Annotated in this window: 20 protein-coding genes; 12 read left to right on the forward strand and 8 right to left on the reverse strand. The window is 58.2% G+C overall.

Going from position 1 to position 18,474, the window contains the following annotated elements:
- From rplO to bfr, 10 genes are all read left to right on the forward strand, one after another.
- Positions 1–438 (forward strand): 50S ribosomal protein L15, encoded by a 438-nt coding sequence (rplO, locus tag J1G33_RS12810; protein WP_003176407.1) that lies wholly within the window; start codon positions 1–3, stop codon positions 436–438.
- A complete protein-coding gene (secY, locus tag J1G33_RS12815; RefSeq protein ID WP_003194637.1) occupies positions 439–1,767 on the forward strand; it encodes a preprotein translocase subunit SecY in 1,329 nt (442 codons plus the stop codon). It begins immediately after the preceding gene.
- 28 nt (positions 1,768–1,795) lie between these two features.
- Positions 1,796–1,912, forward strand: a complete 117-nt coding sequence (gene rpmJ, locus J1G33_RS12820; protein WP_002555468.1) for a 50S ribosomal protein L36 — start codon at positions 1,796–1,798, stop codon at positions 1,910–1,912.
- A gap of 129 nt (positions 1,913–2,041) precedes the next feature.
- Positions 2,042–2,398 (forward strand): 30S ribosomal protein S13, encoded by a 357-nt coding sequence (gene rpsM, locus J1G33_RS12825; protein WP_003194635.1) that lies wholly within the window; start codon positions 2,042–2,044, stop codon positions 2,396–2,398.
- 30 nt (positions 2,399–2,428) lie between these two features.
- Entirely contained in the window at positions 2,429–2,818 is a 390-nt protein-coding gene (rpsK, locus tag J1G33_RS12830; RefSeq protein ID WP_002555466.1) for a 30S ribosomal protein S11, read from the forward strand.
- A gap of 18 nt (positions 2,819–2,836) precedes the next feature.
- Positions 2,837–3,457: a 30S ribosomal protein S4 gene (gene rpsD / locus J1G33_RS12835; protein ID WP_003176404.1), complete on the forward strand. Its 621-nt coding sequence runs from the start codon at positions 2,837–2,839 to the stop codon at positions 3,455–3,457.
- A gap of 22 nt (positions 3,458–3,479) precedes the next feature.
- Entirely contained in the window at positions 3,480–4,481 is a 1,002-nt protein-coding gene (gene rpoA / locus J1G33_RS12840) for a DNA-directed RNA polymerase subunit alpha (protein WP_003176403.1), read from the forward strand.
- A 41-nt stretch (positions 4,482–4,522) separates the two neighbouring features.
- The gene (gene rplQ / locus J1G33_RS12845; RefSeq protein WP_003176402.1) at positions 4,523–4,909 is read left to right on the forward strand and encodes a 50S ribosomal protein L17; all 387 of its coding nucleotides are present in this window, start codon (positions 4,523–4,525) and stop codon (positions 4,907–4,909) included.
- Positions 4,910–5,146: 237 nt separating this feature from the next.
- Entirely contained in the window at positions 5,147–6,595 is a 1,449-nt protein-coding gene (locus J1G33_RS12850) for a catalase (RefSeq protein ID WP_078822462.1), read from the forward strand.
- A 155-nt stretch (positions 6,596–6,750) separates the two neighbouring features.
- Positions 6,751–7,215 carry a bacterioferritin gene (gene bfr / locus J1G33_RS12855; RefSeq protein ID WP_032879213.1) on the forward strand — a complete coding sequence of 155 codons (465 nt, stop codon included), beginning with the start codon at positions 6,751–6,753 and terminating at the stop codon, positions 7,213–7,215.
- Positions 7,216–7,281: 66 nt separating this feature from the next.
- Here bfr and uvrA read toward each other — a convergent pair whose 3' ends face one another.
- Positions 7,282–10,116 carry an excinuclease ABC subunit UvrA gene (uvrA, locus tag J1G33_RS12860; RefSeq protein ID WP_032879214.1) on the reverse strand — a complete coding sequence of 945 codons (2,835 nt, stop codon included), beginning with the start codon at positions 10,114–10,116 and terminating at the stop codon, positions 7,282–7,284.
- A 178-nt stretch (positions 10,117–10,294) separates the two neighbouring features.
- On the opposite strand from uvrA, the gene J1G33_RS12865 reads away from it, so the two are divergent.
- Together J1G33_RS12865 and J1G33_RS12870 are read left to right on the forward strand one after the other, a co-directional pair.
- Complete coding sequence (locus J1G33_RS12865; RefSeq protein ID WP_005791905.1) at positions 10,295–11,689, forward strand: MFS transporter; 1,395 nt, start codon at positions 10,295–10,297, stop codon at positions 11,687–11,689.
- 9 nt (positions 11,690–11,698) lie between these two features.
- Positions 11,699–12,214 (forward strand): single-stranded DNA-binding protein, encoded by a 516-nt coding sequence (locus J1G33_RS12870; RefSeq protein WP_005791904.1) that lies wholly within the window; start codon positions 11,699–11,701, stop codon positions 12,212–12,214.
- A gap of 105 nt (positions 12,215–12,319) precedes the next feature.
- Here the strand turns inward: J1G33_RS12870 and J1G33_RS12875 are convergent, their stop codons facing one another.
- The 7 genes from J1G33_RS12875 to J1G33_RS12905 all read right to left on the reverse strand — a co-directional run bounded on the left by J1G33_RS12875 (position 12,320) and on the right by J1G33_RS12905 (position 18,469).
- Positions 12,320–12,931: a LysE family translocator gene (locus J1G33_RS12875; RefSeq protein ID WP_032879215.1), complete on the reverse strand. Its 612-nt coding sequence runs from the start codon at positions 12,929–12,931 to the stop codon at positions 12,320–12,322.
- A gap of 86 nt (positions 12,932–13,017) precedes the next feature.
- Positions 13,018–13,647, reverse strand: a complete 630-nt coding sequence (locus tag J1G33_RS12880) for a LysE family translocator (protein ID WP_005791901.1) — start codon at positions 13,645–13,647, stop codon at positions 13,018–13,020.
- 77 nt (positions 13,648–13,724) lie between these two features.
- Positions 13,725–14,327 carry a formyltransferase family protein gene (locus J1G33_RS12885; protein ID WP_005791900.1) on the reverse strand — a complete coding sequence of 201 codons (603 nt, stop codon included), beginning with the start codon at positions 14,325–14,327 and terminating at the stop codon, positions 13,725–13,727.
- 66 nt (positions 14,328–14,393) lie between these two features.
- On the reverse strand, positions 14,394–15,713 hold the full coding sequence (locus J1G33_RS12890; protein WP_078822461.1) for an aspartate aminotransferase family protein: 1,320 nt from the start codon (positions 15,711–15,713) through the stop codon (positions 14,394–14,396).
- 26 nt (positions 15,714–15,739) lie between these two features.
- Positions 15,740–15,883, reverse strand: coding sequence for a hypothetical protein (locus J1G33_RS12895; RefSeq protein ID WP_005791897.1), 144 nt, complete (start codon positions 15,881–15,883; stop codon positions 15,740–15,742).
- Between the two features lie 31 nt (positions 15,884–15,914).
- Positions 15,915–17,756 (reverse strand): carbamoyltransferase, encoded by a 1,842-nt coding sequence (locus J1G33_RS12900; RefSeq protein WP_005791895.1) that lies wholly within the window; start codon positions 17,754–17,756, stop codon positions 15,915–15,917.
- Between the two features lie 89 nt (positions 17,757–17,845).
- Complete coding sequence (locus J1G33_RS12905; protein WP_032881200.1) at positions 17,846–18,469, reverse strand: LysE family translocator; 624 nt, start codon at positions 18,467–18,469, stop codon at positions 17,846–17,848.
- Positions 18,470–18,474: the final 5 nt, after the last annotated feature.

Consider the following 18,474-nt stretch of genomic DNA (forward strand, 5'->3'; position numbering starts at 1 on the left):
ATGAAACTCAATGATCTGAGTCCAGCGCCGGGTTCCCGTCGCGAAAAGCATCGTCCGGGCCGTGGTATCGGTAGCGGTTTGGGTAAGACTGGTGGCCGTGGCCACAAAGGTCAAACCTCCCGCTCCGGTGGCACCATCGCTCCAGGCTTTGAAGGCGGTCAACAGCCGCTGCATCGTCGCCTGCCTAAGTTCGGTTTCGTATCCCTGAAAGCCATGGACCGCGCAGAAGTGCGTCTGTCCGAGCTGGCTAAAGTGGAAGGCGACATCGTTACTGTGCAGACCCTGAAAGATGCCAACGTGATCAACGTCAACGTACAGCGTGTGAAAATCATGCTGTCCGGTGAAGTGACTCGCGCTGTCACTATCGGCAAGGGAATCGGCGCCACCAAAGGTGCGCGTTCGGCTATCGAAGCAGCTGGCGGCAAGTTCGAGGAATAAATGGCTAAGCAAGGTGCTCTCTCAGCGCTCGGCAAAGGCGGTATGTCTGAACTTTGGGCTCGTCTGCGTTTTCTGTTCCTGGCGATTATCGTCTACCGAATAGGCGCACACATCCCGGTTCCAGGTATCAACCCGGACCGACTCGCAGACCTGTTTCGACAGAATGAGGGGACCATTCTTAGCTTGTTCAACATGTTTTCCGGCGGTGCGCTGGAGCGGATGAGCATCTTTGCACTGGGGATCATGCCGTACATTTCGGCGTCGATCATCATGCAACTGATGACAGCCGTCAGCCCGCAGCTGGAGCAGTTGAAGAAGGAAGGTGAAGCTGGCCGTCGCAAGATTAGCCAGTACACCCGCTACGGCACTGTAGTCCTCGCCCTGGTTCAAGCTATCGGCATGTCCGTTGGCCTGGCAGGGCAGGGCGTTGCGTTCACTGGTGACTTTGGCTTCCATTTCGTCGCGGTATCCACGTTTGTGGCTGGTGCGATGTTCATGATGTGGCTGGGTGAGCAGATTACTGAGCGTGGTGTTGGTAACGGTATCTCGATGTTGATTTTCGCAGGTATCGTCGCCGGTCTTCCGAGAGCAATCGGGCAGTCTTTCGAGTCTGCGCGTCAGGGTGATATCAATATCTTCGCCCTGGTTGCTATCGGTTTGCTGGCAGTAGCGATTATCGGTTTTGTGGTGTTCATTGAGCGTGGCCAGCGTCGTATTGCTGTTCACTACGCCAAGCGTCAGCAGGGCCGCAAGGTTTTTGCTGCGCAGACCAGCCACTTGCCGCTGAAAGTGAATATGGCCGGTGTTATTCCGGCAATTTTCGCGAGCAGCATCTTGCTGTTTCCGGCTTCGTTGGGTACCTGGTTTGGTCAGTCTGAAAATATGGGCTGGCTGCAGGACCTCTCTCAGTCGATCGCTCCTGGTCAGCCGTTGAATATTCTGCTGTTTAGTGCAGGGATTATTTTCTTCTGCTTCTTCTATACGGCGTTGATGTTCAATCCGAAAGACGTAGCGGAAAACCTGAAGAAGTCCGGTGCCTTTATTCCGGGTATCCGTCCAGGTGAGCAGTCGGCACGCTACATTGATGGCGTTCTGACTCGTTTGACCCTGTTCGGTGCTCTATATATGACGGCCGTGTGTCTGTTGCCCCAGTTCCTGGTGGTTGCAGCAAACGTTCCGTTCTACCTTGGCGGGACCTCGTTGCTGATCGTGGTCGTGGTTGTGATGGACTTCATGTCCCAAGTACAATCGCACCTCGTTTCGCACCAGTACGAATCCCTGATGAAGAAAGCCAACCTGAAGGGCTACGGCAGCGGCATGTTGCGCTGAGTACCCCATAAGGTTCGAGGAGTTGGTGATGAAAGTTCGTGCATCGGTGAAAAAGCTGTGCCGTAACTGCAAGATTATTCGCCGCGAAGGTGTTGTTCGAGTAATTTGCAGCGCGGAACCGCGTCACAAACAGCGCCAAGGCTGAGTGTGATCCGCTTGAAGCCCGGCAGCTAGTGCGCTGCCGGGTTGATTATTTGTTATTACAGCGATATTATCTCGCGCCCTATTTCTTGGCTTCCGGGGCGTAGGTAGCTGTCAATTGGAGTCCCACTGAATGGCCCGTATTGCAGGCGTTAACATTCCAGATAACAAGCACACTGTTATCTCGCTGACCTACATCTATGGTGTTGGTCGCACTACTGCGCAGAAAATTTGCGCAGTTGCTGGGGTAAACCCAGCCGCTAAGATCAAGGATCTGAGCGACGAGCAGATTGAACAGCTGCGTGGCGAAGTGGCGAAGTTCACCACTGAAGGTGACCTGCGTCGCGAAATCAACATGAAAATCAAGCGTTTGATGGACCTCGGTTGCTATCGCGGTCTGCGTCATCGTCGTGGTCTTCCAGTACGCGGTCAGCGTACCAAGACTAACGCGCGTACCCGTAAAGGTCCGCGTAAGCCGATCCGCAAGTAATCGCCCCAGCGAATCGACAGGAAAATTATCATGGCAAAACCTGCTGCTCGTCCTCGTAAAAAAGTTAAAAAGACAGTGGTTGATGGCATCGCCCACATCCATGCATCTTTTAACAACACAATCGTGACCATCACCGACCGTCAAGGTAACGCGCTTTCTTGGGCTACCTCCGGTGGTTCGGGTTTCCGCGGTTCCCGCAAGTCCACCCCGTTTGCCGCTCAAGTAGCTGCTGAACGTGCTGGTCAAGCTGCGCTGGAATACGGCCTGAAAAACCTCGACGTTAACGTCAAAGGTCCAGGTCCAGGTCGTGAGTCTGCTGTCCGTGCTTTGAACGGCTGTGGCTATAAGATCGCCAGCATCACCGACGTGACGCCAATCCCGCACAACGGGTGCCGTCCGCCGAAGAAGCGCCGCGTGTAATCCAGGAGATTGTAAAGAATGGCTCGTTACATTGGTCCAAAATGCAAACTCGCTCGTCGCGAAGGCACCGATCTCTTCCTGAAGAGCGGCGTGCGCGCGATCGAATCGAAGTGCAACATTGAAGCAGCACCTGGTATCCACGGCCAACGCCGCGGTCGCCAGTCCGATTACGGCACCCAACTGCGTGAAAAGCAGAAGGTCCGTCGTATTTACGGCGTTCTCGAGCGTCAGTTCAGCGGCTACTACAAAGAAGCTGCTGGCAAGAAAGGTGCAACCGGTGAAAACCTGCTGCAACTGCTCGAATGCCGTCTGGACAACGTTGTATACCGTATGGGCTTTGGTTCGACTCGTGCCGAATCCCGTCAGCTGGTATCGCACAAGTCGATCAGCGTTAACGGTCAGACCGTAAACGTTCCGTCTTACCAGGTTCGTGCTGGTGACGTGGTCGCAGTTCGCGAGAAAGCTAAAAACCAACTTCGCATTGTCCAAGCTCTCGATCTGTGTGCCCAACGTGGCCGCGTAGAATGGGTAGAAGTAGACACTGAGAAGAAGTCGGGCGTTTTCAAGAACGTTCCTGCTCGCAGTGATCTGTCCGCCGACATCAACGAAAGCCTGATTGTCGAGCTCTACTCCAAGTAAGGGCTAGAAAATAGGTGCATCCATGCAGATTTCGGTAAATGAGTTCCTGACACCCCGCCACATTGATGTGCAGGTTGTCAGTCCAACCCGCGCCAAAATTACTCTCGAGCCTCTCGAGCGTGGTTTTGGCCACACCCTGGGCAACGCGCTGCGCCGCATCCTGTTGTCCTCAATGCCCGGCTGTGCAGTAGTCGAGGCCGAGATTGACGGTGTGCTCCACGAGTACAGCGCCATCGAAGGTGTACAGGAAGACGTAATTGAAATCCTGTTGAACCTTAAAGGTCTGGCTATCAAGCTGCACGGCCGTGACGAAGTTACGCTGACCTTGTCGAAGAAGGGTTCGGGGGTGGTTACCGCTGCCGATATTCAGCTGGATCATGATGTCGAGATCGTTAACCCCGATCACGTAATCGCTAACCTGGCGTCTAACGGCGCCCTGAACATGAAGCTCACTGTAGCTCGTGGTCGTGGTTATGAACCGGCCGACTCGCGTCAGAGCGATGAAGACGAAAGCCGCAGCATTGGTCGCTTGCAGCTTGACTCTTCGTTCAGCCCGGTTCGCCGTATCGCATACGTGGTGGAAAACGCCCGTGTCGAGCAGCGTACTAACCTGGACAAGCTGGTTATTGATCTGGAAACCAACGGTACCCTGGATCCTGAAGAGGCTATCCGCCGCGCTGCAACCATTCTGCAACAGCAGTTGGCTGCGTTCGTCGACCTCAAAGGTGACAGCGAACCAGTGGTAATCGAGCAGGAAGACGAGATCGATCCGATCCTGCTTCGCCCGGTTGACGATCTGGAACTGACTGTACGTTCGGCTAACTGCCTTAAGGCGGAAAACATTTACTACATCGGCGACCTGATTCAGCGTACCGAAGTAGAACTGTTGAAGACTCCGAACCTGGGCAAGAAATCCTTGACTGAAATCAAGGACGTTCTGGCCTCCCGCGGTCTGTCCCTCGGCATGCGCCTCGACAACTGGCCGCCTGCAAGTCTTAAGAAGGACGACAAGGCGACTGCCTGATCGTCGTAATCACCGAACGTGAGTTTGGTAAGGAATGAACCATGCGTCATCGTAAAAGTGGTCGTCACCTGAGCCGTACCAGCTCGCACCGCAAGGCCATGTTCCAAAACATGGCGGTGTCGCTGTTCGAGCACGAGCTGATCAAAACTACACTGCCGAAAGCTAAAGAACTGCGTCGCGTTGCTGAGCCGCTGATCACTTTGGCCAAGACAGACAGCCTGGCTAACCGCCGTCTGGCTTTCGACCGTACTCGTTCGAAAGCTATCGTTGGTAAGCTCTTCAACGACCTGGGCAAGCGTTACGCTACCCGTGAGGGTGGCTACCTGCGCATCCTCAAGTGCGGTTTCCGCGCTGGCGACAACGCGCCTATGGCGTACGTCGAGTTGGTTGATCGTGCTACTGCCGGCGAAGCTGTAAGCGCCGAGTAAGACGACAAGCTGCAACAAAAAACCGGGCCTCGCGCCCGGTTTTTTGTGCGCGTAACAAAAGCGCAACTTATACAAGCTTCCATAGACAGTGCGCTGCACTATAGCGAGCGGAGTCTTGTTAGTTATTTTCTATCGACGCATACGATTTAATGAATTTGTAGGCGTAGTGTTGATGATCAATACTCCCTCCAAGCCGCTTAGCCGGCAGTTCAAAGTCCGACCTGAGGAAGATTGCGCATGAGCCAGAATAAAGTCCTTACCACCGCCAGCGGGGCTCCTGTTGCGGATAACCAGAACTCCCGTTCCGCAGGCCCTCGTGGCCCGTTGTTGCTCGACGATTTCCATCTGATCGAGAAGCTCGCTCACTTCAACCGTGAAAACATTCCTGAGCGGCGCGTGCATGCCAAAGGATCGGGTGCCTACGGTACGTTCACCGTTACCCAAGACATCACCCAGTACACCAGTGCCAAGCTGTTCGAATCTGTTGGCAAGCAAACGCCTACATTCCTGCGATTCTCCACTGTGGGTGGTGAGCGCGGGTCTGCTGACACTGAGCGTGATCCACGTGGTTTTGCCCTGAAGTTCTATACCGAAGAGGGCAACTGGGACATCGTGGGCAACAACACCCCTGTGTTCTTCATCCGGGATCCGCTGAAATTCCCGGACTTTATCCACACCCAGAAACGCCTGCCGCAGAGCAACCTGAAAAGCGCGCAGATGATGTGGGACTTCTGGTCGCACTCTCCAGAGGCGCTGCATCAGGTCACCATTCTGTTTTCGGACCGTGGCATTCCAGACGGCTATCGCCACATGCACGGCTTCGGCAGTCACACGTACAGTCTGATCAACGCCAAGGGCGAACGCCACTGGGTGAAGTGGCACTACAAGACCAAGCAAGGCATCAAGAACCTGGCCCCGGCCGAGGCTGCACGCCTGGCGGGTACCGACCCTGACTATGCCCAGCGTGATCTGTTTGGTGCTATCGAGCGAGGTGATTTTCCGAAATGGCGCGTCTGCATCCAGATCATGACTGAGGCTCAAGCAAACGCTCATTATGAGAACCCGTTTGACGTGACCAAGACCTGGTCGCAAAAAGAGTTCCCGCTGATCGAAGTGGGCGAGCTTGAGCTCAACCGTAATCCGCAGAACTACTTCGCTGAAGTGGAGCAGGCTGCATTTGGTCCGAGCAACATGGTTCCAGGCGTTGGCCTGTCACCCGATCGTATGTTGCAAGGTCGAGTGTTTGCCTACGCAGATGCCCACCGCTACCGTGTCGGCACTAACCACCAGCAACTGCCCGTAAACGCGCCGCGCAACCCGGTTAACAGTTACCAGCGTGACGGTTCTATGGCCTTCGGCAGTAATGGCGGTGCGGCTCCCAACTACGAGCCAAACAGCTATGCCGATGCGCCCAAGCAAGCCCCGCAGTACGCAGAGCCGGCACTGGCCCTGAGCGGCGCTGCTGATCGTTACGATCACCGCGAAGATACGGACTACTACAGCCATGCGGGCGCGCTGTTCCGCTTGATGAATGATGAGCAGAAAGCCCTGCTGACCAATAACATTGCCGGTGCGATGGCTAGCGTTTCCAGCGATGTGGTCCAGCGTCAATTGCAGCACTTCTACAAGGCCGACCCGGCTTATGGAGAAGCAATCGCAAAGGCACTGGGTGTATCGCTTAACTGACTCTAAACGATAAGCAGAACCGCCCTCATTTGGGCGGTTTTTGCGTTATTTCAGCTACTTTTCTACGGAAATCTTCACTTTTCTGCCGTTGATCCCGTGACCTTCAAGTCATCATGGTTCAAACTACAGTCTTTCAAGCAGGGAGATGTAGGGCGATGCAAGGTCACCCCGACGTAATCGATTACCTCAACACGTTGCTGACGGGCGAACTGGCAGCTCGTGACCAATATTTCATCCATTCGCGCATGTACGAAGACTGGGGCTTTACCGAGCTCTACGAGCGTATCAACCACGAGATGGAAGAAGAGGCACAGCACGCCGACGCACTGATGCGCCGTATCCTGATGCTCGAAGGCACGCCGCGTATGCGTCCTGATGATCTCGATGTGGGGACCACGGTACCGGACATGCTCGCTGCCGACCTTCGCCTCGAGTACAAAGTTCGTGCTGCGCTCTGCAAGGGCATCGAACTTTGCGAGCTGCACAACGACTACGTCACCCGGGAAATTCTGCGCGTGCAGTTGGCCGACACCGAAGAAGATCACACCTATTGGTTGGAAAAACAGTTGGGCCTGATCAAGTTGATTGGCCTGGAGAATTACCTGCAATCGCAGTTCTGATTCCCAGCTGTAAAAAAGCCCCCGTCACCGCAAAGTGACAGGGGCTTTTTATTGGGCTAGAAAAAGTCAGGCCCGGTCGCGCGCCAGCAACGGTTTCAAGTAGTAACCGGTGTGCGACTGTGGCATTTCGCAAACTTGCTCCGGCGTACCCACTGCGATGATCTGGCCACCCTTGGAACCACCTTCCGGCCCAAGGTCCACCAGCCAGTCAGCGGTCTTGATCACATCAAGGTTGTGCTCGATTACCACCACGGTATTGCCGTGGTCTCGCAGGCGGTGCAGCACGTCCAGCAATTGCTGGATATCCGCGAAGTGCAGACCGGTGGTCGGTTCATCGAGGATGTACAAGGTTTTGCCGGTATCGCGCTTGGACAGCTCGCGAGACAGCTTGACCCGTTGTGCCTCGCCACCTGACAGCGTAGTCGCCGATTGCCCCAGCTTGATGTACGACAAGCCCACATCCATCAGCGTTTGCAGCTTGCGCGCCAACGCCGGCACCGCGTCGAAGAACTCGCGAGCTTCCTCGATGGTCATCTCCAGGGTTTCATGGATGCTCTTGCCCTTGTACTTGATCTCAAGGGTTTCGCGGTTGTAGCGCTTGCTTTTGCACACGTCGCACGGCACGTAGATGTCCGGCAGAAAATGCATCTCCACCTTGATCAAGCCATCGCCCTGGCAGGCCTCACAGCGCCCGCCCTTGACGTTGAACGAGAACCGCCCAGGTCCATAGCCGCGCGAGCGGGACTCGGGTACACCCGCGAACAGCTCGCGGATCGGCGTAAACAGCCCAGTGTAGGTGGCCGGGTTGGAGCGTGGGGTACGCCCAATCGGGCTTTGGTCGATATCGACCACCTTGTCCAGGTGCTCCAGGCCCTTGATGCTGTCGTGCGCCGCCGCTTCCAGGGTGGTCGCGCCGTTCAGCGCGGTGGCACTGAGTGGGAACAGCGTGTTGTTGATCAGCGTCGACTTGCCCGAACCGGAAACACCGGTCACACAGGTCAGCAGGCCCAGCGGAATCTCCAGGTCGACATTGCGCAGGTTGTTGCCGCGCGCGCCCTTGAGATGCAGTGCCATCTTTTTGTTACGCGGCGTACGCTTGGCGGGCACTTCGATCTTCACCCGGCCAGACAGGTACTTGCCGGTCAACGAATCAGGATGCGCCATCACTTCGGCAGGCGTGCCCTCGGCAACGATATGTCCGCCATGCACACCTGCACCCGGGCCGATATCGACCACGTAGTCCGCCAGGCGGATGGCATCTTCATCGTGCTCGACCACAATCACGGTATTGCCGATGTCCCGCAGGTGTTTCAACGTGCCGAGCAGGCGATCGTTATCCCGTTGGTGCAAGCCAATCGACGGTTCGTCGAGGATATACAGCACGCCAACAAGGCCCGCACCGATCTGGCTGGCCAGCCGGATCCGCTGTGCTTCACCGCCCGACAAGGTATCGGCGCTGCGGTCCAGTGACAGGTAGTCCAGGCCAACGTTGACCAGAAACTGCAGGCGCTCGCGAATTTCCTTGAGGATCTTGTCGGCAATTTCCCCACGACGCCCGGTGAGCTTGAGGACACCAAAATATTCACACGCATCGCCGATTGGCAGGTTAGTCACTGCCGGCAACGTTTTTTCGCCCACCCACACATGCCGCGCTTCACGGCGCAGGCGTGTGCCACGGCAATCCGGGCAAGGCTGTGTGCTGAGGAACTTTGCCAGTTCTTCACGCACACTTGCCGATTCGGTCTCGCGGTAGCGACGTTCCAGGTTCGGCACGATGCCTTCGAACGGGTGGGAGCGCTTGACGATGTCGCCACGGTCGTTCAGGTACTTGAAGTCGACATTCTGCGAGCCGCTGCCATGCAGAATGACCTTCTGCTGGTCTGCCGGCAGCTGGTTGAACGGCACTTCCAGGCTGAACTTGTAGTGCGAGGCCAATGACCCGAGCATCTGGAAATAGTAGACGTTACGCCGGTCCCAGCCGCGTATCGCCCCCTCGGCCAGGGTCAGGTCGCCATTGACCAGGCGCTTGATATCGAAGAACTGCTTCACGCCCAGGCCATCGCACGTCGGGCAGGCGCCGGCTGGGTTGTTGAAGGAAAACAGCTTGGGCTCCAGTTCGCTGATGGCGTGCCCACAGATTGGGCAGGCGAAGCGCGCGGAGAAGATGATCTCTTCGCCCGGCTCGTCATCCATCGGCGCCACCAGGGCAATGCCGTCGGCCAGCTTCAGCGCGGTCTCGAACGATTCCGCCAAACGCTGCTGCAGGTCGGCGCGTACCTTGAAGCGGTCGACCACCACATCAATGGAATGCTTTTTCTGCTTGTCGAGTTTGGGCGCTTCATCCAGCTCATAGAGCTTGCCGTTGATGCGCGCACGTACAAAACCCTGGGCGCGCAGCTCTTCGAAGACCGAAAGGTGCTCGCCCTTGCGCTCGCGGATGACGGGCGCCAGCAGCATCAGCTTGGCGCCTTCCGGCTGGGCCAGTACCAGGTCGACCATCTGGCTGACGGTCTGGGCTTCCAGGGGAATATCGTGGTCCGGGCAGCGCGGAATACCCACGCGCGCATACAGCAGGCGCAGGTAGTCGTAGATTTCGGTAATGGTGCCCACGGTGGAACGCGGGTTGTGGGAGGTCGACTTCTGCTCGATGGAAATGGCCGGCGACAAGCCTTCGATGGTGTCGACGTCGGGCTTTTCCATCATCGACAGGAATTGCCGGGCATAGGCCGACAGGGATTCCACATAGCGACGCTGACCTTCGGCATATAGCGTGTCGAACGCCAGGGACGACTTGCCGGAGCCGGACAAGCCGGTGATGACGATCAGTTTGTCCCGGGGCAGGGTCAGGTCGATGTTCTTCAGGTTGTGGGTTCTAGCCCCACGAATCAGGATCTTGTCCAAGATGGCCTCGCACGGCGGGCGTAAATAATGCCGGAGTATACGGCTAAAGACTGGATGAATATACACTGTCAAAAGGCCGCTTGCAGCCTTAGATGAAAGCTGCGCGGCAAAGCGCCGCATATACCCTCTCAATCGATGGGACTGGTAGAATCGCCGCCGGTTCACACGAGGTTTTTCCATGCACGATCCCCACAGCGAACGCATGAGTAGCGGCGAGACCCGAGCGGCAAGCGGTCTGGCCCTGGTGTTCGCCTTCCGTATGCTGGGCATGTTTATGGTGTTGCCGGTGCTGGCGACCTATGGAATGGATCTCGCAGGCGCTACCCCCGCGTTGATCGGCCTGGCGATTGGCGCCTATGGCCTGACCCAGGCGATTTTTCAGATCCCGTTCGGGATTATTTCCGACCGCATTGGCCGTCGCCCGGTGATTTATCTTGGCTTGATCGTGTTCGCCCTTGGCAGTGTGCTTGCGGCCCAGTCCGATTCAATCTGGGGCGTGATTGCCGGACGCATCCTGCAAGGCGCCGGGGCGATTTCCGCCGCGGTCATGGCCTTACTGTCGGACCTGACCCGAGAACAGCACCGCACCAAGGCCATGGCCATGATCGGCATGACTATCGGTCTGTCGTTTGCCGTGGCCATGGTGGTCGGCCCGTTGCTGACGAGCGCTTTTGGTCTGCACGGGTTGTTTCTGGCCACTGGCGGCCTGGCCCTGGTCGGGATTGTGATCGTAGCCTTTATGGTGCCGCGCTCTACCGGCACGCTGCAGCACCGAGAATCGGGCGTCGCACGTCAGGCGCTGCTGCCGACGCTCAAGCACCCGGACCTGCTGCGCCTGGATTTAGGTATCTTCGTATTACACGCAATGCTGATGTGCAGCTTCGTCGCCTTGCCCCTGGCCCTGGTGGAAAAAGCCGGCCTGCCCAAGGAGCAGCATTGGTGGGTCTACCTCACCGCGCTGCTGATTTCGTTCTTCGCCATGATCCCGTTCATCATCTATGGCGAGAAGAAACGCAAAATGAAACGAGTTTTACTCGGCGCCGTCGCGACATTGATGCTCACTGAACTATTCTTCTGGCAGTTCGGCGATAGCCTGCGGGCACTGGTCATCGGTACGGTGGTGTTTTTCACCGCGTTCAACCTGCTGGAAGCTTCGCTGCCGTCGCTGATCAGTAAAGTTTCACCGGCTGGCGGCAAGGGCACGGCGATGGGGGTGTACTCCACCAGCCAGTTCCTTGGCTCGGCGTTGGGCGGCATCATGGGTGGCTGGATGTTCCAGCATGGCGGTTTGTCGGTTGTCTTCCTCGGATGCGCCGGGCTGGCTGCACTTTGGCTGGTCTTTGCTGTTACCATGCGCGAACCTCCCTACGTCACAAGTCTGCGTTTGCCGCTATCGCCCGAGGCGATCCGCGAGGCTGGTCTGGTAGAGCGCCTGAAGGCCGTCGTAGGGGTAACGGATGCAGTCGTGGTCGCTGAAGAGGCGGCCATTTACATCAAATTGGACACCGAATTATTGGATCGCGCGACGCTCGAGCAACTGGTCAACCCAGTGCCGACAGCGCGCCCAGCCTAGGAGAACGTTATGGCCCGTGGGGTTAACAAAGTCATATTGGTCGGTACTTGCGGCCAGGATCCCGAAGTTCGCTACTTGCCTAACGGTAATGCCGTGACCAACCTGAGTCTGGCGACCAGCGAACAGTGGACCGACAAGCAGACCGGCCAGAAGGTCGAGAAAACCGAATGGCACCGCGTGTCGATGTTCGGCAAGGTCGCTGAGATTGCCGGCGAATATCTGCGCAAAGGTTCGCAGGTCTACATCGAAGGCAAACTGCAAACCCGCGAGTGGGAAAAAGACGGCATCAAGCGTTACACCACCGAAATCGTGGTCGACATGCAAGGCACCATGCAATTGCTGGGCGGCCGTCCACAGGGCGACCAACAGGGCCAGGGCGGCATGTCCAACTCGGCACCGCGTCCACAGCAGTCGCGTCCACAGCCAACCCAGCAGCCACAGCGTGAGTCGCGTCCAGCGCCACAACAGGCTGCGCCGCAACCGGCTCAGGATTTCGACAGCTTTGATGACGATATTCCGTTCTGATACTCAGCTTTTCAGAACGTAATCCAAAAAAGCGAAGCCATTGATTTGGCTTCGCTTTTTTTATGAGCGCAGATCTTGGTGGTGCAAAAAATACAGCGCCGGAACTCAGCTCGTCTGCTGCAGCAACGGATACAGCGATATCACCAGCAACGCCGCCATGCCGAAGTTGAACACGCGTAACCAGCGCGGGTTGCGCAGCACGTTGCGCAACACACTGCCGAATCCTGCCCAAACCCCCACGCTCGGCGCATTGATCAGGGCGAACACCGTAGCGATGATCACCACGTTCATGGTGTAGCCCTGCAACGGTGTGTAGGTGCTGATTGCACCGATTGCCATCACCCACGCCTTGGGATTGACCCATTGAAACGCCGCCGCGCCCCAGAACCCCAGAGGCTTGCCTTTACCTTCAGTGTCTTCGGATGCCGGGCCCGAACGGGCGATGTTCCACGCCAGGTACAGCAAGTAAGCCGCACCCGCGTAGCGCAGGATGGTGTAGAGCACCGGATAGGCGGTAAACGCCGCGCCCAGCCCAAGCCCCACCGCCAATACCAGCACCAGGAATCCGGAGCTGATGCCCAGGATATGCGGGATGGTGCGCTGGAAGCCGAAATTAACCCCTGAGGCCAGCAGCATGGCGTTATTGGGGCCCGGGGTGACGGACGTGACAAACGCAAATAAAGCAAACGCCAGCATCAAATCAAACGACAAGGACATGGTTTTTTCCTGGAACGGGCCTTAGCACGTCACCTGCCACTCGGGTTTCGCGGTTACAGGTGTACGGAGGCCACTTAAAGTTGGAGTCAGAGCAACGAACTGAGAAAGCCGATGGCAACCATCGAGTAGAACGCTGCGCAAATCAGCCCGAAGGACTTGCGGGTCCGGGCAAAAAAAGGTTCTGCCGAATGGGCGGAAAACGCCAGGGCGTAGGTGCAGAAAATCAGGAAACCCAACAACGCACAGGCCGCCACCAGCACAAAACTCGCCCATGCCGGTGCGTTGACGCTCAGCCCCACTGTGGTCACGGTGAACCAGGTCAAGGCCGCCTTGGGGTTGGTCAGGTGAATGCCCAACCCTTGTAGATAGAAGCCCAGGTTGCGCGTCTGTTTTGCTCGCGCTTTGGCCACCGTCGTGGCGTTATGCGCCAGCGCACTGCGCACCGACTTCCAGGCCAGGAAGAACAGGTAGCAGGCGCCGAACACCTTCAGCCACAGGATGATCTGGGTGTTGGACATTAACAGCGCCGACACGCCGGCAGCGGTCATCGCGCCCCAGCACAACGACCCGGAAATAACCCCCGCCGCCAGCGCCAGGCCCGGTGTGCGCCCGTAGTTCAAGGAGGTGTTGGCGATGGCCAGGTTGCCTGGGCCCGGGCTGGCGGTGCCGATCACGTAGACCCCCAGTGCCGCTGCAAAACTTGAAAACTCAAACATAGGTGCACTCATACCCGTGGCGCCAGCGCGCAGTGAGCACCCCAAGCCACCGCGGCTTGAAGTGATGGTCAAAAAAGCTACTTGAAGCAACGATGATCCGGCTCTTGGGCGCGAATCTTCTCCATCCAGGGCTTGAGTTCCGATTGCTTGTACAGGCGCTCGCCCCAATTTTCCGGCGAAACCGGCAATGGCCGCCCCTGCAGGATGTAGTCGGTGAGCAGGTGAATGAACTGCTGCAGGCAATAGGCGCCCACGTGCAGGCGCAGCGAGGAAGCCGTCTCGGCGGGCGCGACGTTGAAGCGCGCCACATCGATGATCTGCCCGCTGTCCACCGAAGGGGCCAGGTGATGGCAGGTCGAACCGTAGGTTTCATCGTTGTAGTAGATCGCGTAATGCTGGCTGCCCAGGCCCCTATATTTGGGGGGCGCCGGGTGCAGGTTGATCGCGCCTTTGCGGGCATTCTTGTAGATGCTCTGTGGGAAGATGAAGTCGCCACGGTAGGAGATGATCCAGTCGCCTTCCCAATCATCCAGGTGATAAGGGTAGGGATCGCCCGGGTCCCAGCAAAACACCTCGAGGTTGGAGAACACGGTCTTGGCGAATTCCACGCCGTGATCACACCAGTCCATAGTGCACACCGACAGCAGGACTTTGTCCTTGCATGGTTCGATCGTCTGCATCTTCATTTCTCCCTTTCCAGCTAATGTGGGTGACAACGACCGTCCCCCGGTAAGCCCGCTCGATCGCTAGTAGGCGACAGCCCTGACCACTGCATTGAAGCGCTCGACCATTTGCCCCAGTTCCCCTTCGCTGGTGATAAACGGCGGTGCGAACAGCACATGATTGCCTTGTGTGCCTTGCACTGTGCCGCTGCCGGGATAAATCAGCAGGCCGCGTTGCAGCGCCTCTTGCTTGAGGGCCGCGGCATAGGCGCCGCCGCCTCTGAATGGCGCCTTGGTGGAACGGCTCTCGACAAACTCGACGCCCACGAACAATCCGCGCCCGCGCACATCGCCAACGATATCCAGGTCAGCCAGGCTTTCCCTGAGCCAGGTGCGCAGTTGCTCACCCCGTTGGCGCACTTGCGTCAGCAGGTCTTCTTCGACGATGACTTGCTGTACCTCCAGGGCAATGGCGCAGGCCAGCGGGTGGTTGACATGGGTTTGGCCGTTGCCCAGTACACCCGAGCCACGGGCCATCACCGAATGCACCCGGTCACTGATCAACAGCGCCGAGATCGGCATGTAACCCGCCGCCAGGCCTTTGCCGACCGCGACCATGTCGGGCACGATGCCGTCGTCGGTATAGGCGAACAGCTGCCCGGTACGCCCCATGCCGGCCATCACCTCATCAAGGACCAGCAGCACATCGTGGCGCTCGCACACCGCCTTGATCTTGCGAAAATAACCGGGCACCGCAGGCACCGCGCCGTTGGTGGAGCCCACTACGGTCTCGGCAAAGAACGCCGCGACGTTCTCACTGCCCAGGCTACGAATCTTGGCGTCCAGTTCATCGGCCAGGCGCGTGGCGTACTGCTCCTGGCTTTCGTCGGGCCGTTGATCACGGTAGGCGTAGCAGGGGGAGACGAACTCGGCGGGTGCAAATAGTCGACCGAATACCGACTGGCGCTGCGGGTTGCCGGAGATGCTCAAGGTGCCCAGTGTGCTGCCGTGATAGCTCTGTTGGCGGGAAATGAACACTGATTTGTCGGGCAAGCCGCGCTCGCACTGGTACTGGTAAGCGATTTTCATCGCCAGCTCCATCACCTCCGAGCCGCCGGACAAGAACTGCGCACGCGCCAGGCCGCCACTGGCTGCCACCAGGCGCTCAGCGAGCTCCTCGGCGGCAGCGGTGGTGAAGCTGCCCGCATGGGCCCAGGCCAGTTTCTTCGCTTCGCGCTCGAATGCCGCGGCGATCCGCGGGTGCCCATGGCCCAGGCTCGACACTGCGACACCGCCGCAGGTGTCGAGGTAGCGTTTGCCCGTTGCATCCTCAAGCCAAACCCCACTCCCGCCGACCGCCAGGATCGGTGAGCTGTTGAGGTTCTTGTAGATCACTTTTGACATGGGCGCAGTTCCTCAGGCAATGGGCGTTACCGTTTACTCACAGCGTGATCCCAGGCTGTCGGCGCCTGGTGAAAGCGCCGGCCGAAACGGGAAGAGTGAAACACCGAACGCGTCAGCCCGATGGGCAGCAACACGACGATAAACATCAGAAACGCAAGAAATCTCAGCACGGTAAAAGCTCCATTGAGTTAAAGGTAAGGATCAATCCAGCGGGATCTCGCTGCGCCAGTCCACAGCCTCGACGAAGGCCGGTTGGCCGGGGCGTTCCAGCACGTAACGGCCCAAAACCAGTACGTCCATTTCGGTGCGCATGAAGCAGGCGTACGCTTCCTCGGGTTTGCACACGATGGGCTCACCGCGCACGTTGAACGAGGTATTGACCAGCACCGAGCACCCCGTGCGTTCCTTGAAACTGCGCAGCAGGTAGGTGAACGGTGCGTTGTTTTCCTCGGTCACCGTTTGCACCCGTGCCGACAGGTCGACGTGGGTCACCGCCGGCAATTGCGAGCGAATATTGTTGATACTGCCCAGCCCGCGCTCCGGGCCGCCTTCTTGTCGCGACTGCTGGGATTTGATCGAGTCGGTGACCGGCGCGACCATCAGCATGTAAGGGCTTTTTTCGCAGATATCGAAATAGTTGCCGGCGTCCTCGGCCAGCACGGCCGGGGCAAACGGGCGGAACGACTCGCGGTATTTGATCTTCAGGTTCATGGTGCGCTGCATCTCGGGGTTGCGTGCATCGCCGAGAATCGAACGCGCGCCCAAGGCTCGTGGGCCAAACTCCATGCGCCCCTGGAACCAGCCCACCACCGCGCCCTCGGCCAGGCGACTGGCAACCTGGTCATACAGCCCGGCGTCGTCATAGCGGGTGAAGGGGTAGTGGTTTTCCAGCAGGAAGCGGGCGATTTCTTCGTCGCCAAAGCCCGGCCCCAGCAGGCTGCCGCTCATGGCATCAGACTTGCCACCTTCCAGGTGCGGACGACCGCTGTGCTTGACGGCAAAGTCCAACGCCGCCCCCAGGGCGCAACCGGCATCACCGGCCGCCGGCTGGATCCAGATCGAATCAAAGCGCCCCGAGCGGCTGAGCACGCCGTTGGCCACGCAGTTCAAGGCTACGCCACCGGCCAGGCACAGATTGCGCTCTCCGGTCTGCTTGACCGCGGCAGTGGCCAGGCCAAGCACCACTTCCTCGGTGACTTTTTGAATCGACGCGGCCAGGTCGCACTCGCGCTGTGAGATCGGGCTTTCGGGTTGACGGATCGGCCCACCGAACAACTCTTCAAACGCTTCGCCGACCATGCGCTCACCGCGCAGGTACTCGAAGTACTTCATGTTCAGGGTGAACGAGCCGTCCTCGCGGATATTGATCAGCTCGTCGCGAATCTTGTCGGCGTAGATCGGCTGGCCATAGGGCGCCAGGCCCATCAGCTTGTATTCCCCTGAGTCGACCTTGAACCCGCAATAGTAGGTCATGGCCGAATACAGCAAACCCACCGAATGGGGGTAGGAAATCGAGTTTTTCAGTTCAAGATTGGTGCCCTGGCCGTGCCAGATCGTGGTCGAATGCCATTCGCCGATGCCGTCGATGCACAACACCGCCGCGTTCTTGAACGGTGACGGGTAAAACGCCGCCGCCGCGTGGGAGCGGTGATGCTGGGAAGCCTGGGTGCGCGGCGCCTTGCCCCGGCCCAGGATTTCGAGTTGCTCGTCGACGAACTTGAGCACGTTCCACTTCCAGCGAATCCATTCCGGCATCGCATTGATGAACGTACGTGCGCCGCCGATGCCGCCGCTGGCAAACGACGAAATCACCCGGGAGAATTTTTCCTGGGGGTCTTCGTAATAAACCACCGCCTCCAGGTCATCCAGGCTGATGCCCTCGGCGTCCAGGCAATAGGCAATCGCCTGGGCCGGGAACGCCGGGTCATGGCGCACGCGAGTGAAGCGCTCTTCCTGGGCGGCAGCGACGGGCACGCCGTCCTTGACCAGGGCGGCAGCACTGTCGTGGTAGAAGGCAGAAATCCCTAAAACATAATTAGCCATTTAACTGTGCATCCTCATCACATTCCGCCAATCCATGGAGTCGCCTGCGCCAATCGAACTGCTGGCGTGTAGGCAACCTTCTCTGCGTATCAAGACCACCATTGCGCGAATGGCAGGCTTCGTAGAACCGGGATCAAGGACACCACGAGCACCAGGCTCATGGTGATATTGAACGCCTTCAAACGTTGTGGCTGGGTCAGGAAGCGCCGCAGGTACTGCCCGAAAAACACCCAGACCATCGAACACGGTGAACCGAATACAAAAAACAACAGCGCAATCAGAAACACCTGCACCGTGTACGAGCCCAAGGGCGAGGTGTAGGCCAGCACTGCGCCCACCGCCATCACCCAGGCTTTCGGGTTGACCCACTGGAACAGCGCCGCAGCGGTGAACCCCAAAGGCTTGCCTGATTGGTCACCCAGATCGGTGGTGGGGGCACTGGCAATCTGATACGCCAGGAACAACAGGTACAACGCGCCGACCACCTGCAAGCCGTCATGCAACCACGGGTACTGGCGGAACACCGCCCCGGCCCCCAACCCGACCGCCACCAGCATCAGCGGAAAGCCGATGTTGATACCGGCCACATGGCGCAAGGTACGGCCGATGCCGAAATTGGCCCCGGACGACATCAACATCACGTTGTTCGGGCCTGGCGTGACACAGGTGGCAATCACGAACAGCACGATCGAGTAGTAATCCAGTGCCTGCATGGTCA

This window comes from Pseudomonas sp. P867 (assembly GCF_019891455.1).
In the GTDB taxonomy this organism is placed as follows: domain Bacteria; phylum Pseudomonadota; class Gammaproteobacteria; order Pseudomonadales; family Pseudomonadaceae; genus Aquipseudomonas; species Aquipseudomonas synxantha_A.